At 45.0% G+C, this 13,881-nt stretch carries 11 protein-coding genes; 1 reads left to right on the top strand and 10 read right to left on the bottom strand.

The window, feature by feature from the left end; translation table 11 throughout:
• Position 1 precedes the first annotated feature (1 nt).
• The 6 genes from ACKFKF_RS11975 to ACKFKF_RS11950 form a co-directional block, all read right to left on the bottom strand.
• Positions 2-1,846, bottom strand: a complete 1,845-nt coding sequence (locus ACKFKF_RS11975; RefSeq protein WP_446867914.1) for an ABC transporter ATP-binding protein — start codon at positions 1,844-1,846, stop codon at positions 2-4.
• Between the two features lie 43 nt (positions 1,847-1,889).
• Entirely contained in the window at positions 1,890-2,885 is a 996-nt protein-coding gene (locus ACKFKF_RS11970; RefSeq protein ID WP_446867913.1) for a glycosyltransferase family 2 protein, read from the bottom strand.
• 112 nt (positions 2,886-2,997) lie between these two features.
• Positions 2,998-4,236 (bottom strand): glycosyltransferase, encoded by a 1,239-nt coding sequence (locus ACKFKF_RS11965; RefSeq protein WP_446867912.1) that lies wholly within the window; start codon positions 4,234-4,236, stop codon positions 2,998-3,000.
• Positions 4,233-5,420 (bottom strand): glycosyltransferase family protein, encoded by a 1,188-nt coding sequence (locus ACKFKF_RS11960; protein WP_446856950.1) that lies wholly within the window; start codon positions 5,418-5,420, stop codon positions 4,233-4,235. Before ACKFKF_RS11960 ends, ACKFKF_RS11965 begins: the two co-directional genes overlap by 4 nt.
• A 12-nt stretch (positions 5,421-5,432) precedes the next feature.
• Complete coding sequence (locus ACKFKF_RS11955) at positions 5,433-6,635, bottom strand: glycosyltransferase family protein (protein ID WP_446867911.1); 1,203 nt, start codon at positions 6,633-6,635, stop codon at positions 5,433-5,435.
• 104 nt (positions 6,636-6,739) lie between these two features.
• Complete coding sequence (locus tag ACKFKF_RS11950; RefSeq protein WP_446867910.1) at positions 6,740-8,122, bottom strand: UDP-glucose dehydrogenase family protein; 1,383 nt, start codon at positions 8,120-8,122, stop codon at positions 6,740-6,742.
• 473 nt (positions 8,123-8,595) lie between these two features.
• Between ACKFKF_RS11950 and ACKFKF_RS11945 the strand changes: the two genes are divergently transcribed.
• Complete coding sequence (locus ACKFKF_RS11945; RefSeq protein ID WP_446867937.1) at positions 8,596-9,429, top strand: iron uptake porin; 834 nt, start codon at positions 8,596-8,598, stop codon at positions 9,427-9,429.
• 140 nt (positions 9,430-9,569) lie between these two features.
• On the opposite strand, the gene ACKFKF_RS11940 is transcribed toward ACKFKF_RS11945, so the two are convergent.
• The 4 genes from ACKFKF_RS11940 to ACKFKF_RS11925 all read right to left on the bottom strand — a co-directional run bounded on the left by ACKFKF_RS11940 (position 9,570) and on the right by ACKFKF_RS11925 (position 13,554).
• Positions 9,570-10,517: a LysR substrate-binding domain-containing protein gene (locus ACKFKF_RS11940; protein WP_446867909.1), complete on the bottom strand. Its 948-nt coding sequence runs from the start codon at positions 10,515-10,517 to the stop codon at positions 9,570-9,572.
• Between the two features lie 259 nt (positions 10,518-10,776).
• Positions 10,777-11,139: a response regulator transcription factor gene (locus tag ACKFKF_RS11935; RefSeq protein ID WP_446867908.1), complete on the bottom strand. Its 363-nt coding sequence runs from the start codon at positions 11,137-11,139 to the stop codon at positions 10,777-10,779.
• Between the two features lie 187 nt (positions 11,140-11,326).
• Positions 11,327-11,992 (bottom strand): response regulator transcription factor, encoded by a 666-nt coding sequence (locus tag ACKFKF_RS11930; protein WP_446867907.1) that lies wholly within the window; start codon positions 11,990-11,992, stop codon positions 11,327-11,329.
• Positions 11,992-13,554, bottom strand: a complete 1,563-nt coding sequence (locus tag ACKFKF_RS11925) for an ATP-binding protein (protein ID WP_446867906.1) — start codon at positions 13,552-13,554, stop codon at positions 11,992-11,994. Before ACKFKF_RS11925 ends, ACKFKF_RS11930 begins: the two co-directional genes overlap by 1 nt.
• Positions 13,555-13,881 lie beyond the last annotated feature (327 nt).

The following is a 13,881-nucleotide window of genomic DNA, read 5'->3' as shown; positions in this document are numbered from 1 at the left end:
GTTACACCTCAACTGCACGAGCATCTGAATTTATTGCAGTTTGTAGTGCGTATATTGCTGCATACCGCCCGCCCAACTGCATTAGTTCGTCATGTGTTCCTTGTTCTGCGATCGTGCCTCCTTCAATGTACAAAATCAAATCAGCATGACGAATTGCCTTGAGATTGTGCGACACCCAGAATGCAGTTCTACCTTCAACTAGGCGGTTTAATGCTTCTGTGACGGCGTGCTCATTCTCTTGGTCTAACCCTGTAGTGGGTTCATCTAGCACAACAATCGGAGCATGACGAATCGCGGCTCTTGCGATCGCAATTCGTTGCCGTTGTCCTCCTGAAAGCGTTGATCCGCGCTCACTCAACTGTGTGTCATACCCTTTCGGCAGACGCAGAATAAAGTCATGTGCATTCGCAAGTTTTGCCGCAGCTTCGATCGCTGAATCTGTTGCATTGAGATAGCCGTAAGCAATGTTGTCTCGCACGGTTGTTGCAAACAGAACACTATCTTGCAGCACGACACTCACCCGTTGTCTAAAAGAATCGAGCTTGTATTCTCGCAAGTCATGCCCGTCAACTAAAATTCGACCTTCCAACGGGTCATAGAGGCGTAAGAGCAAACTAACAATCGTTGACTTTCCTCCGCCAGAAGCTCCAACTAAGGCAACTTTCTGCCCAGGTTTTACTTCAAAGCTCATCTGTCTGAGAATACCGCGATCGTCGTTCTCGTAAGCGAAAGATACATTCTCAAAGCGCACTGAACCCTGAAAGGCAGGAGCCGCGATCGCACCTCTTGTATCTCGAACATCAGGCACTTCGTCCAATACATCTAATACGCGCTCACCGGATGCAGTCGCTTTCGCCAACAGTCCGATATACTTAGCAACTTGGCGCATCGGTTTGAAAGCAATGCGAACATAGTTGATGAAGATCAGTAAGTCGCCAGTTGTTAGCACTTTTGAGTAAACAAGCAGCGCCCCTCGCCAGAGAATCAGAGCCGTCATTAACCCAACCAGTAGCTCAATTAAGCGCTCTAATCCGGCTGATATTTTTTGTGCTTTAGCACTATCTTGCAAACTCTGAGAGCTATATTCTGAGAATGTCTCTTCCAACATCTGATGCAAAGAAAGAGTCTGTACGACTTTAATTGCTCCGATCGATTCTGCAACCGTTGCTGCCATTTCTCCTTCTCGTTTGCGCTGAGTTTTGACAACGCCTTTAATTCGACGAGTCAGGCGCAGGGTCGCAAAGAAGAAAATTGGGAAAAGCGCGATCGCAATTAAGGCTAGTTCCCAATTCATCCAAACCATCACACCAATCATGCCAACTAGCGTCAAGGAATGAGCTATGAGCGGCATCACTGCCATCACTGTAACTTCTCTCAAACGCCCGATATCTGATGTCACACGAGTGATGAGATCACCACTATGGCTTTTGTGATGATACGCCAGCGATAAATGCTGGAGATGGCTATATAACTCGAATCGAACTTCGGTCAAGATATGCGTTGCGGCAAGTGACATCCCTACAATGCTGAAGTAAGCAGCGATCGCACGAAGCGCAGAAATTGCAATTAATCCTACAGTCAGAATTGTTAAGAGCAGAAAAGGATTCAGCCCTACTAGAAAGGGAATCGGGAAAGGGCGAGTTGTTGCGCCTGGAAGTAGAATGTAGTCAAAAATCAGCTTGAGTGGAAAAGGTTCGAGCAAATGTAGCACAATCTCTGTCATCAGCCCTGCAAAAGACATGAGTAAAAGAGGCTTTTGCTTGCTAATTTGAGGTGCAAACTGCTTCAGAATTCGGCTGACTCCTGGCATTACGGTTTTGAAGTTTTTGGGTGCGTCCTTCTTCATCGTTTGCCTACTATCCAAACGGGTTTACAAGAGAAATGGAACATTACTGAACAGGGTTCTTGTAACGATCGCTAATCAGTCGATTGATAGTTCGTTCGATCGGAATTAGCGCTTTTTCAAGCTGTGGATTACTTTGACCAAGCGAAACTTGACGAACTAGAGGACGTAAGAGACCTTGATAGCGGCGATGTCCCATGCGATCGTATCGCTTCTTGAAATACCTATCATTGGTCGTCAGATCCCACTTTTTAGAAAAATGCTCTAGACTGGCAATTTCCCAAGCATCACTCCAGCGCAACATGAAAAAAGCAAGTTCTGTTAAATCGAATTTCTTCAAGTCAGGAACATAAGTCACGACTGATTCAGGTTCACAGAAAACAGTCCCACCTGCATTCGCTACGGTCATGCAGAAGTCAATATGTTCGCGGGTGCTGAGTAGCGCTTCGTCCAGTGGCCCAATTTTCTCAAAGATGCTAGTCCGAACTAACATACAGTGAAATTCTGCAAACTCGCATTGCTGACGAATCAGCTTTTCTTGAACCTCTGCAACGGGACGATTCACAAAGTAATGCTTCTCATGCACCTTACGCTTGATCGTGCCGTCTTTCTGCGTTTCAGTGTAGATGTGTGCCTCTCCGCCCGCAAGGTGAATTGTTTTTCCGAGAGGTTTACCAATGCAGGTGAGTGGACAGACGATCGTAGCTTCAGTTTCGTCTGCACAAGCAATCAGCTTTTCTAGCCAATTTGGACTCACAACCACATCATTATCAACAAACAGCACGTACTCCGTATCGACGTGGGGAAGTGCTAGATTTCGAGCTTGATTCGGAGCTAGAAATTGCTCGGTGCGAATCAATTGAAAGCCCTGCTCTTGCGATTTGCTCTCTAAATATCGCTGAATTGGTTTAGGGGAACCACCATCAACGTAAATTAGCGAATAAGGAACGGTTGTATGCTCCAAAATGCTTTCGAGAGATTCGCAAGTGTAGCTAAATTGTTCACGAGGAGAAACGACGAGGGTTACTCTTGGGGTAGACATGATAGAACTCCTGAGTTGAACTTTAGATTGTAAGGGTCGAGTATCTTGGGGGCGATATCTATCGAATTGAGGATCTGTACGGGTTGCTGTAGTAAATAATGCGCTACAGAAGCTAGACTTGCAGTGCTAGATCTTGAACATTGAACTCTGAGATACGATCGCGGTTTTCTCCTAATACAGTTTGATAAACGCTCATCCAATTCTGGTATTCAACCTCTGGAGCAAGCTTTTCAATCACTGTTTTACGAGCCGCTTTTCCGAGCGATTTTCTCAGTTCTGGCTCTTTGGTAAGATAGCGAATCGCATCTGCGAGGGCTTTGGTACTGCCAGGATTCACCACTAATCCATTGACCTGCTGCTCTAAAATTTCACCGATCGCATCGACATTACTTCCGATAATTGGGCAACCCGCACACATTGCTTCAAGGAGTGCATTCGGACAACCATCATTCAGCGACGGAATCACATAGATGTCTAAGAGCGGTAAATAAGCAAGAGCTTCTGCGCGGCTGACGATGCCTGTAATCTTTAAGCGATCGCCAAGACTCGATCGCTTCAACTCTTGCTCCCAGTAGGCACGCTCTTTCTCAACAAAATCACCAATGAGCAGCAAAGTTAAATCAATTTCATCACCGATCTGCTCACAGGCATCTAGTAAAAATTCAATCCCTTTCTTATCGCGCAACCGGCCCACTGAACCAATGACTAAACCTGATAGCTCAGAACCTAAGCTCGGCACTGGTAAGTCTGTAAATTCAACGGGAACAATTGAATTCCAGAAGGCAGAGGACTTATGAGTAATGCTCAGAACCATCACTTCTGCTCGGTGCTGCAAATCGCGACTGACAAAGGTATTCCAATCTGCATTCTCCAAAACCCAACTCAGCGGAGCATGATACTTTGCACTAAAGATATGTTTGTGCAAATCGCTTCCACGCACACTGTTGATCACAGGAATGTTACTTTCGCGGGCCAGCATCGTCGTGACGTATCCCGTTTCAGTTATGAAAAACGTATGGAATAAGTCAAAATGATGCGCTTGGTGTAGTTGCTTCAAGTAGAAGTAAACATCACTGTAAAAGTCTTGAATCTCAACCACATCAGCTCGTACAGCATTCTGAATTCGATGAACGTGAATTCCATCTTGTAATGTTGTCGCGCAACTGGCCCGTCTGCGGCTACCGTCTTTCGTTGCACGATGGCTTGCCCGAAACACAGCAACATGGACTTCATAGCCTCCTGCTGTCAGCATCTTAGATTCTGCTGTCAGCATCTTAGAAATTCGATGAACCGATTCACTCACACCACCCACATCCGGCGGAAACTCTAACGTCGTGATACAAACTTTCATGCTTTCACTACCTCCACACTACTTTGCTGCTGCTGCCGCAAAAATTGCTTCAATTGCATTGCGGTTTTCTCAACACCTGCACAATCAAATTTCAATCGAGTTGGTTGCTGTTGCAGGTAGAAAACAATCTTTTTCGCGAATTGGTTCGGCTCTAAATCGCTGGGTTGAATGACTTCAACAACTCCCAAATGAGCTAATTTCTCTGCTCGAATGCGTTGTTCCTGGTCGTCATTTCCTGTAAACGGTAACAGCAGAGAACGCACTCCTGTTGTCAACACATTCATCGTTGTATTGTAACCAGACATGCTAATCGACAAATCTGCTTTTTGCATATAGCTCAAGAGGCTTGGCGTATAGCGATCGATACGAATATTAGAAGAAGTTGCTGCGTTTGATTGCAGTTCAAGCAGTTTCCACTCTGGCATAAATGGGCCTGTGAACACTTGTATCTGATGCGGCAGTTGATGCTTCAAAATAGGAGCTGTCTCCACGACACAATCAAGAAGCTCATGCCCAAATCTTCCACCCCCCACACTGACTAGGATGAGAGGCCTGTCAGGATTTACATTTGGAAGCTCTGCAACTGGCTCCGGTTGAGGTTGAACAACATAGCCTGTAAATTTTACCTCACAGGTCAGGTCTGTCACTCTAGAGAAGGTTTCCTCTAAGGGTTGAAACTGCGGATCGCCGTGGACAAGGAGTAGATCAAAGTACTGATTCATCAACTTGCAGACTTTCTCTTCGTGCTTTGTGCGATCGCTTTTTGTCACGACAATATCTCTTAAGCTACAAACAGCTTTTGCGCCACGAGTTTTCGCCCGTTCTAGCAGTGGAATCAATTCAAAGGAAAATCTGCGTCGTCCAAAGGGAAACAGCTCAACCATCAAAACATCAGGCTGAAAGCGATCGAAGGCTTCCAATAGCTCCGCACATCGCATATCTTTCACTTCTTCTAGCGTGTAGGCTGAATTTACAACTTGAAGTTCCTGAAATTCTGAATCAGTTTTAATTGCAGGGAGATTGACAACCTCAATCCCAGCGGGAATCTCGAAGCCTTCTACAATCTCTCCACCATTGATAAAACAAACCTGAAAATCTGGTATTAATCCACGCACAATCTCCATACTGCGGACAAGATGCCCCATTCCTAGAATGTGCTGACAGTAAAACATTAACCGTGGCATGAACATTTCTCCTTAACGAATCGCATAGGGTTTTTGTTTAACGGAATCTCTAGGATCGACTTTCATCAAGCTAGAAAGATGATGAGCAATTCTGGACAGCCCATTGAGATCAATCTGAGGAAGTGGATGATTGACTTGATCCATTTGCCATTGGACTGCCTGGAATAGCGTCTGTGGACTGAGTTGGCTAGGTTCGATCGCGCTAAAAAAGCCAAACCTCGCCATACAATTTGTCCGAATAATTTGCTCCTGCGAAGGCTTCACCCTGGGGACAATCACTGCCCGTTTTCCTGCGGTTAGCACTTCGCAAATCGTGTTATACCCGCCCATTGAGACAACGATATCTGCTGCCCCTAAGTAACTCATCAAGTCGTCGCTAAACTCACGCATTTCGACTTGAGGTAGATGTGCTGCGGTTTGGTAGAGTGCTTGCCTTTGCTGAATTGGCATTTCTGGGCCGCAAATGACCAAGCTCTTGAAAGTTGAAGTAGAAACTCCTTGTAGAAAGGCATCAACCATCGGATAGCCATCTTCTCCCCCGCCAGGTGTTACTACGACGAGCCGATCAGAATCTGCTAGTGCGAGTTCTTGACGAACTTCTGCTTCAGATTTACACCCTTGCGGACGACGTAAATAACCGCAGTATCTCGCTTTGTAAGCAATATGAGACGGAAGTTGATAAGCGTCGCAGAAATCAAAAATTTCAGGGGTTCCAACAATCAATAAGCGATCGTAAAATTCTTCAACCGTCTGCTCAAATCCATGCTTCTGCCATTCTGCGATCGTCACTTCAGGGGCATCTAGAATATCACGGAGCAGCAAAACCATCTTTGTTTCTGGCTGAACGGTCTTGAGGTAGGTCAGCGTTGGCATTAGCTCATTTTGAATGCCGTAGGGCTTCTTATCAACTAAAACCATGTCTGGTTTGAAACTGGCAGCCGCAGAACGGATCAGCTTCGATCGCAGTTTCACGGTTTCGTCTGCATCCATTCCTAGAAATTTGGTCGCAATCTTGCCAGTAGTCCCACGATTGAGACAGGGGAGTTTGATGTAATCTAAGTTGTTGGAAATTCTGAACCCTTGCATCATCGGAGAACCCGACAGAAGCAAAATAGACAAATTAGGAATCGTTTGGAGCAAATATTCGCAAATCGCTAACATTCTACGAATATTGCCCAAGCCGAAAGCGTCGTGGGAGTAAACCAGCAATTTCATAAGAAAGGGTGGGGTGAAGGGTCAAAGCGAAAAGATGACAAACCTTCTTCAAATTGTTGGAGAATATCTAGTAAATTCTGCTTTGTAGATGCGGAACCTACAATCTAAGCGATCGTACTCATTTGAGGTGTAGCAATCTTAGGGGTTAGGAAGCCTCGATTTGGGCGACCAATCCCAATATAAGCAAAGCCTGCTTCAGTGATCTGAGCGGGATCTAAAAAGGTTCGTCCATCAATGATCAATGCAAATGCCATTTTTTGAGCAAGCGCAGCATAATCTAAATCGCGGAATTCTTTCCAGTCGGTGACGAGAACCAGTGCATCACAGCCCTCAGCAAGTTGTTCAGGAGTTTCAGCTAAGTCAGCATGATCTAATTCAGAAACAATCGGGTCATAAGCTTTGACTTTCGCACCCAAACGAGTCAACGCAGCAATGATTTCCAGCGCAGGAGCATCTCGCAGGTCATCAGTATCGGGTTTGAATGTTAAGCCGAGTAAGCCGATCGTTTTACCTTTGAGGATCTTGAGAACTTGCTGGAGCTTTTCAACAACAATTAGTTTTTGACTCTGATTCGCCTCCACCGCAGCATTAAGCAGTTCTGTCTTGTATCCATAATCGTTTGCAGTATGAATCAAAGCAGCAACATCTTTCGGAAAACAAGAACCTCCCCATCCGATGCCAGCTTGGAGAAATTTACTTCCAATTCGAGAGTCTAATCCAATGCCGTGAGCAACTTGAGTGACATCTGCACCCACTCGATCGCAGATATTCGCAACTTCATTAATAAAGCTGATCTTCGTTGCTAGAAACGCATTCGCCGCATACTTAATCATCTCAGCCGAAGTGAGATCAGTAACCACGACGGGAACAGGCGGCAATGTCGGATCTTGAGCAAAGGTACGATCCATTAAAGGCTGGTAGAGTGCCTTCATTTTCTCGATCGCTTGCTCACTATCACTCCCCAGCACAATGCGATCGGGATTAAACGTATCATAGACGGCTGAACCTTCTCGTAGAAATTCAGGATTACTGACAACATCAAACCCTGTAATTTGCTGCTGTCGCTCTGCTACACCATCCATCACAATTCGACGCACCCAATCTCCTGACCCAATGGGAACAGTAGACTTATTCACAATGACTTTATATCCACCATTCAGGTGCTGTCCGATTCCACGGGCAACTGCTTCTACATATCGAGTATCACTCTCTCCATTCGGTAAAGCAGGTGTACCGACTGCGATAAATAGCACTTCGCCATGTGCGACACCCTGACTCAAATCCGTTGAAAACTGCAGCTTGCCTGCTTGCATTGCAGCCTGCATAATCTCTTTAAGTCCAGGCTCAAAGATTGGGGCAATACCAGCTTGCATCTGCTCAACCTTTGCAGCATTATTATCGATACAGACTACATCATGACCAATTTGAGCAAGACACGCTCCTGTGACTAAGCCAACATATCCGGTTCCGATTACACAAACTCGCATTGGAAACCTCTCTTAGAAAAACTCAGAGCCTTTCAGCTCAACAGCCATTCAGTCAACAGCGCTTCGGTTGCGCTAATATACAGCATCTTAGTTTTTGCTAAGACTAAAGTGAAGGCTGCATGAGAAAAGTCTCATGAAAGGATTCTTAAGTTTTCTTCACTTGTGTCTTAATAATCTACTGAAGGCATCGTCTACTAGAAGGTAGAAGAATAGCAGCATCTAACTTGAGTAAAGCCATAAGCGCTGTTTGAAAGTAATAAACCCCAGTAGAAGCAAACAACCAACACTCTTTCATATACTAGAAAAATTTAGGAAACCCTCTGTCTTTCTCAATTAAATAAAGCTGAATATCAGGAATAGTATACCGATCCTTTAGTCCTGCCGTAAGCAATAAAATGTGAGTAGTAATAAATCCCAAATCTGTCAAAAAGAGCAGCCAAAATAGTTGGCTGACCAACTATTACTGATAATAAATCTCCTATGAGTTTCCACTGGGCGAGAAAACGACGGTTTTCATTGCGGCAAATGAGGGAGAAGCAGAAGAGTTTGCTGAATCGATCAATCCTTTCTTTGACGGAGATAGCAGTGGTTCAATTTCTAAATTTGGAACTCGCAACCCAATTTATTATCTGTTAGAAGGTGCGGGTGTCGGTGTCACGCATGAATTTAGTGATGCACTAGAGTTGAGTGTGGGTTATCTTGCGGGTGATGCCTCAGATCCGACCGATAATAATGGTCTGTTTAATGGGTCTTATGGTGCGATCGCACAATTAACTTTCGAGCCTTCTGAAGCGCTGGGGTTTGGCTTGACTTATATCCATGCCTACAACACTGACTATACGACTGAGGGCAGTGCAGGCAGCCTGAATGCGAACTTATTTACGGCAACAGGTCGCGCAGTTGTCACCAATTCGTTTGGGGTACAAGCTTCTTTTCGACCGAGTTCGGCGTTTATCATCAATGGCTGGGTTGGCTATACAGGAGCGCGAGTATTGAGGTTAGGAGATGCCAATATTTGGAACTGGGCAGTGACATTAGGGTTTCCCGATTTGGGTAAGAAAGGCAATCTTGCAGGTTTAGTCATTGGTATGGAACCCAAACTAACCCAGATTGATGGTGCAGTGACGGCTGCAACGGGAGTAGGACGCGATCGCGATACTTCCTTGCATTTGACGGCATTCTATCAATACCGAGTGAATGACAATCTCAGCATTACTCCAGGCGTGATTTGGCTGACGGCTCCCAATCATGACCAGCGGAATCAGGATTTAGTCATTGGTACGATTCGGACAACCTTCACATTCTGATTGACAGCAGTCTGTCGCTCGATCGCAATACGGGTTATTCAAAGTTCGCTCTCCATACCTCGATTCTGGGAAGTTTGGGGAGCAGCAAGCTGTCTAAAACGCAGCGATCGCTTACAACAGTAGCCAAACTTAAGAAACACCTAAACCCGAAAGTATCCTGAGCTTTTCTCTAGCAAAAAATCAACAAACGTCCTTGCGGAAGTTGAAAGCACTTTATCTTTACGAAAAACTAAAAACCACTCCTGCACAATTGGAAAGTTCTCCACATCAAGTACCACAAAATGATGATCTAGCTCAAACTCGCTCAGACTATGCAATGACATGACAGCTAACCCAAACCCACCTCTCACTGCCTGTTTAATCGCCTCATTATTGCTCATTTCTAACTTCACTCGCATCGGAATATCATACTGCTCAAAGAGGCTCTCAGCCGCTCTCCGAGTCGCAGAATCCGGCTCCCGCATCACAAAAAACTCACGTGCTAAATTCTGAAGCGTAATGCTCTGTTTCTGAGCCAGTGGATGCTGCCGTGGAGCGATGACCACCAGCGGGTTCTGCAAAAACGATCGGGCTTCAATCTCTCGTTGATAGACAGGTAGCCGACTCATGATGTAGAGATCGTCAAGATCTGCATTCATTCGATCGAGAACAGCCTTGTGGCTGAACCAACTAAGTGAAATATGAATTCCTGGATAATCTTGGCAAAATGGTTGCAGCAATTTAGCGAGACAATACTGTGAAGATGGAGTTGCAGCAACTTGTAACCTACCATGATTCAGCCCTTTCAATTCCAGCAGGTTAATCTTTGATTGTTCAATCCGGACAAAGATTTCCTGACAAGTCTTAAATAGTAGTTTCCCGACATCTGTTAAATACATTCGTTTTCCAATATTTTCAAATAGTGGAGAACCAATCAAATTAGACAGATGCTTGATTTGTATGGATATTGTTGGCTGTCTGAGATTTAACTCTTCCGCAGCACGAGTAAAGCTCCGATGCCGCGCAGCTACTTCAAAAACCTGTAACTGGTGTAATGTGATTGATTGCCAAATTGCTGGGCTAATTTCATGATTGGAACGTCTTTTCATAGCTCCTAAAATCTAGACATCTTAAACTAGAGCAGCTTAGACGTTGCCCTAAAAGAGACGCTACTAATATGAATAGAGGATCAGCAGTTCAAGTTACGATCGCACCCCAAAACTCAAGCATCTCAACGCTGGAATCCTGAAGCTCGCACAAATGCCGCATGAGTGCTTTTACTTTTTTGAACTGTCATGTCGATCAAATTATACACAACTTTAGCAACGTTAGTATTGTTTAAACGAAAAAGCTGATCTGTGATTTCTGTTAACTGAGATTTAGACAAGACTGAACAGTTGCCAGCAAATCGTTAAAGCGAAACGGCTTAGTAATAAACTCATTCGCCCCGGCTTGTAACGCTGCTAGCTTTTCACGTTCATCTGCTCGCGCAGTGACGACAATAATTGGAATCTTCGCTCCTTGATCCCGAAGCTCCTGTAAAACAGTCATACCATCCATCAATGGCAATCCCAAATCCAAGAGCAGCAAATCGATTTTCTGAGCTTGTATTATTTCAATCGTTTGCAATCCATCTTGAGCGATCGCAGTCATAAACCCTTTTCTTCTCAGCCCTTTTTCAATGAACGCAGCAAGCCGCGCTTCGTCTTCAGCAATCAAAATCTGACACATTCTGACACATGTAGTATGAGGTCGTACCCACCAGAAGACAAGCCAATTCTAAGGTACGACACAGGCTCCAAAGGTTAAGAAAACCTTGACCTATAAGTTAGCACCTCTCAGCTATCTGTCACTTAACCGCAGGCCACACTATGAAAACTTTAGATAAGAATAAGATGAAATCTAGATGAGAAAATTCTCATAATTTTAGTCTGTAGCCCATTCCTCGGACAGTCTCCAACAATGTACTGCCTAGCTTTCTACGTAAATAGCCGACGTAGACATCAACGACATTCGACCCTGGATCATAGTCATACCCCCAAACTCGATCGAGCAACTGCTGACGGCTCAAAACCTGACCCGGATGGCGAAAGAACATCTCTGCTAAAGTAAACTCACGTGCAGGTAGTTCGATCGTTTTATTTCCTACCGTTGCTTTACGAGTCCGCAGATTTAACACCACATCCCCCGCGCTCAACATTAGTTCTTCTTGAACAGGTATAGTTGACTGGGTTCGCAATCTCAATCGAACTCTTGCGAGTAGCTCTTCAAATCGGAAAGGCTTCGTCATATAGTCATCTGCGCCACCTTCCAGCCCTGAGATTTTATCCTGAATGTCATCTCGCGCTGTCAAAATCACGATTGGAATCTGAGAACCCTGACCCCGCAGTTCTTCTAGTACTTCTAATCCATCTTTCTCAGGCAACCCCAGATCCAAAATCAACAAATCAAATTCGTTGCCCATAACCATACTGAGGACATCACTCCCAGTCGTCGCGATCGTCGTTGTAAAGCCATTTGAGCGCAGACCTTTCTCAACAAATGCGGCAATTCTTGGCTCATCTTCTGCAATCAGAATTTGCATCATTGCTCCTTACTCCTGACTTGAAGCGGAATCACGATCGAAAAAGTCGAACCCTGACCAATCTGGCTACGAACCGATACTTCTCCCCCATGTGCCTCTACAATTGATTTTACGATCGACAACCCCAATCCAGCCCCTTCTGATCGTCGCCGACTATTTGCAGCCCGCGCAAATCGATCAAAGATGCGAGGTTGATCATGGGGAGCAATCCCCTCACCCGTATCGCGCACCCAGAAATGGAGCTTTCCTTTACTGATCGCCAAGCCAATTGAGATCGTCTCACCAACCTGTGTAAATTGTGTGGCGTTCTGTGCCAGATTCATCACTGACTGAGTGATTCGCTGTCGATCGAAAAAGCCTTGACCCTTTACTGTGCCTTCCAGCATCCATCTCCGATCCGCTAATGCTTGCGCCTTTACCAACAGTTCTTCAGCAAATGGCGCTAACTCAACGGTTTCAGGCTGCAAAAAATCAGGATGCTCTGACTTAGCCAGCAAAATTAAGTCATTGACAAACCGAGTCATTCGCTCCAACTCATCCATCACGATCGTCAATGTTTCTTGTTGCTCGATCGGATCATCTCCCATCAGTTCTAGATGCCCTTGAATGATCGTGATTGGCGTTCGTAGCTCATGCCCAGCATCATTAATAAAATTTCGCTGGCTTATAAACGCCGATTCCAGTCGATCCATCATTTCATTGAAAGAATGTCCCAAGTCTGCAAGCTGCCCCGTTCCCTGCACTTCTAGCCGTTGATTGAGGTCTGCCTCACCAATCAAACGAGTTGCATCACTCAGCGATCGTAAAGGAGCTAGCACCCGCCCCGATGCAAACCAAGCTAAAACCAATGCAATCAAAAGCACGCCTGCGATGACCTTGATGACGACTCCAACGGCTTCGATCGCTTCTGCTTGCTCTCCCGCAGTCGTATGTGCAACCACGAGTACTCCCAGACTTTTCCCGCCTACTTTCACAGGTTCAAGAATGTAAAGGACATCTCCGATCGCCGCATCATTTGTGAAATGTTTGCCTTGAGCAGGTTGAGTTTGCTGCGCCCAGCGTTGCATCAAAACTGAATCGCGTTTGAGAATTTCAGGTCTTGCCCTTGGACTAGATTTGTAGAATTCGCCATCTACAAAAGTAAGAATATAGATGTCATCTTCAGGAATTTGACGGATTAAGTAAGCATCAAAAAAGTCAGCCAACTCCTCTTTAGAATAAGGTTGTTTGAATCGCTGATCTTGTCGTGCAAGCTCTGGATCATCTAATTCGACAATTCCTTCATCCAGCAATTCTCCACTCATTAAACTTTTGAAAACATCCACTTTTTCACTCAAATCTTGACGCACCCGTTGGTCAATTTGAGCAGACAGAAGTTGCCGAAATGCTGGAATCGAAGCGAGAAAAATGAAGACCAAAATCGCAACATACCAGAGCAAAATCCGAGTTCGAGCTGCCCACAAGATTTTTTGCAGAGCCGTTTGCTGATTCGCGAAAGGTTTATTTTTGAGTTTTACACTTGCTGATTGCTTTGTCGATTCAATGAGATCCTTAGACTCCATAATTTTTTCACGGCTTTATCTCTACAGCAGCTTAGATGATCTAACCCACTTTTACAATTATGTTTACTTGATCGTAGAAATATGATCAAGGTTACTTTACGATGACTAATCCTTTCAGAAGACCTGGTAGGCAATATATCCCGGATAAAGTGGCTGTGCAGGGAGATTTAGGATTTCAAGGATTACAAACTGATAATTCCTAAGCCTTTTCCCTGAACGATGTTTGATCCAACTAATACAATAGGCTTCCTGCCTGAATACCTAGCCATTTGGTTAACGTGAATTCGATGAGGTTTTTTTGCTTCGTTCTTCAGCGCTTCTGCCCCC

The organism is Phormidesmis sp. 146-12, from assembly GCF_052939495.1.
Note: the sequence above shows the minus strand (reverse complement) of the source record. Positions and strands in the feature narration are given on the sequence as shown.

Excerpts from the sequence above, each read along its gene's own strand:
- ACKFKF_RS11930 (WP_446867907.1), bottom strand. The coding sequence starts at position 11,992 with ATGCAAATTCTGATTGCAGAAGATGAGCCAAGAATTGCCGCATTTGTT.
- ACKFKF_RS11960 (WP_446856950.1), bottom strand. The coding sequence starts at position 5,420 with ATGCCACGGTTAATGTTTTACTGTCAGCACATTCTAGGAATGGGGCAT.
- ACKFKF_RS11940 (WP_446867909.1), bottom strand. The coding sequence starts at position 10,517 with ATGAAAAGACGTTCCAATCATGAAATTAGCCCAGCAATTTGGCAATCA.
- ACKFKF_RS11925 (WP_446867906.1), bottom strand. The coding sequence starts at position 13,554 with ATGGAGTCTAAGGATCTCATTGAATCGACAAAGCAATCAGCAAGTGTA.
- ACKFKF_RS11950 (WP_446867910.1), bottom strand. The coding sequence starts at position 8,122 with ATGCGAGTTTGTGTAATCGGAACCGGATATGTTGGCTTAGTCACAGGA.
- ACKFKF_RS11965 (WP_446867912.1), bottom strand. The coding sequence starts at position 4,236 with ATGAAAGTTTGTATCACGACGTTAGAGTTTCCGCCGGATGTGGGTGGT.
- ACKFKF_RS11955 (WP_446867911.1), bottom strand. The coding sequence starts at position 6,635 with ATGAAATTGCTGGTTTACTCCCACGACGCTTTCGGCTTGGGCAATATT.
- ACKFKF_RS11975 (WP_446867914.1), bottom strand. The coding sequence starts at position 1,846 with ATGAAGAAGGACGCACCCAAAAACTTCAAAACCGTAATGCCAGGAGTC.
- ACKFKF_RS11935 (WP_446867908.1), bottom strand. The coding sequence starts at position 11,139 with ATGTGTCAGATTTTGATTGCTGAAGACGAAGCGCGGCTTGCTGCGTTC.
- ACKFKF_RS11970 (WP_446867913.1), bottom strand. The coding sequence starts at position 2,885 with ATGTCTACCCCAAGAGTAACCCTCGTCGTTTCTCCTCGTGAACAATTT.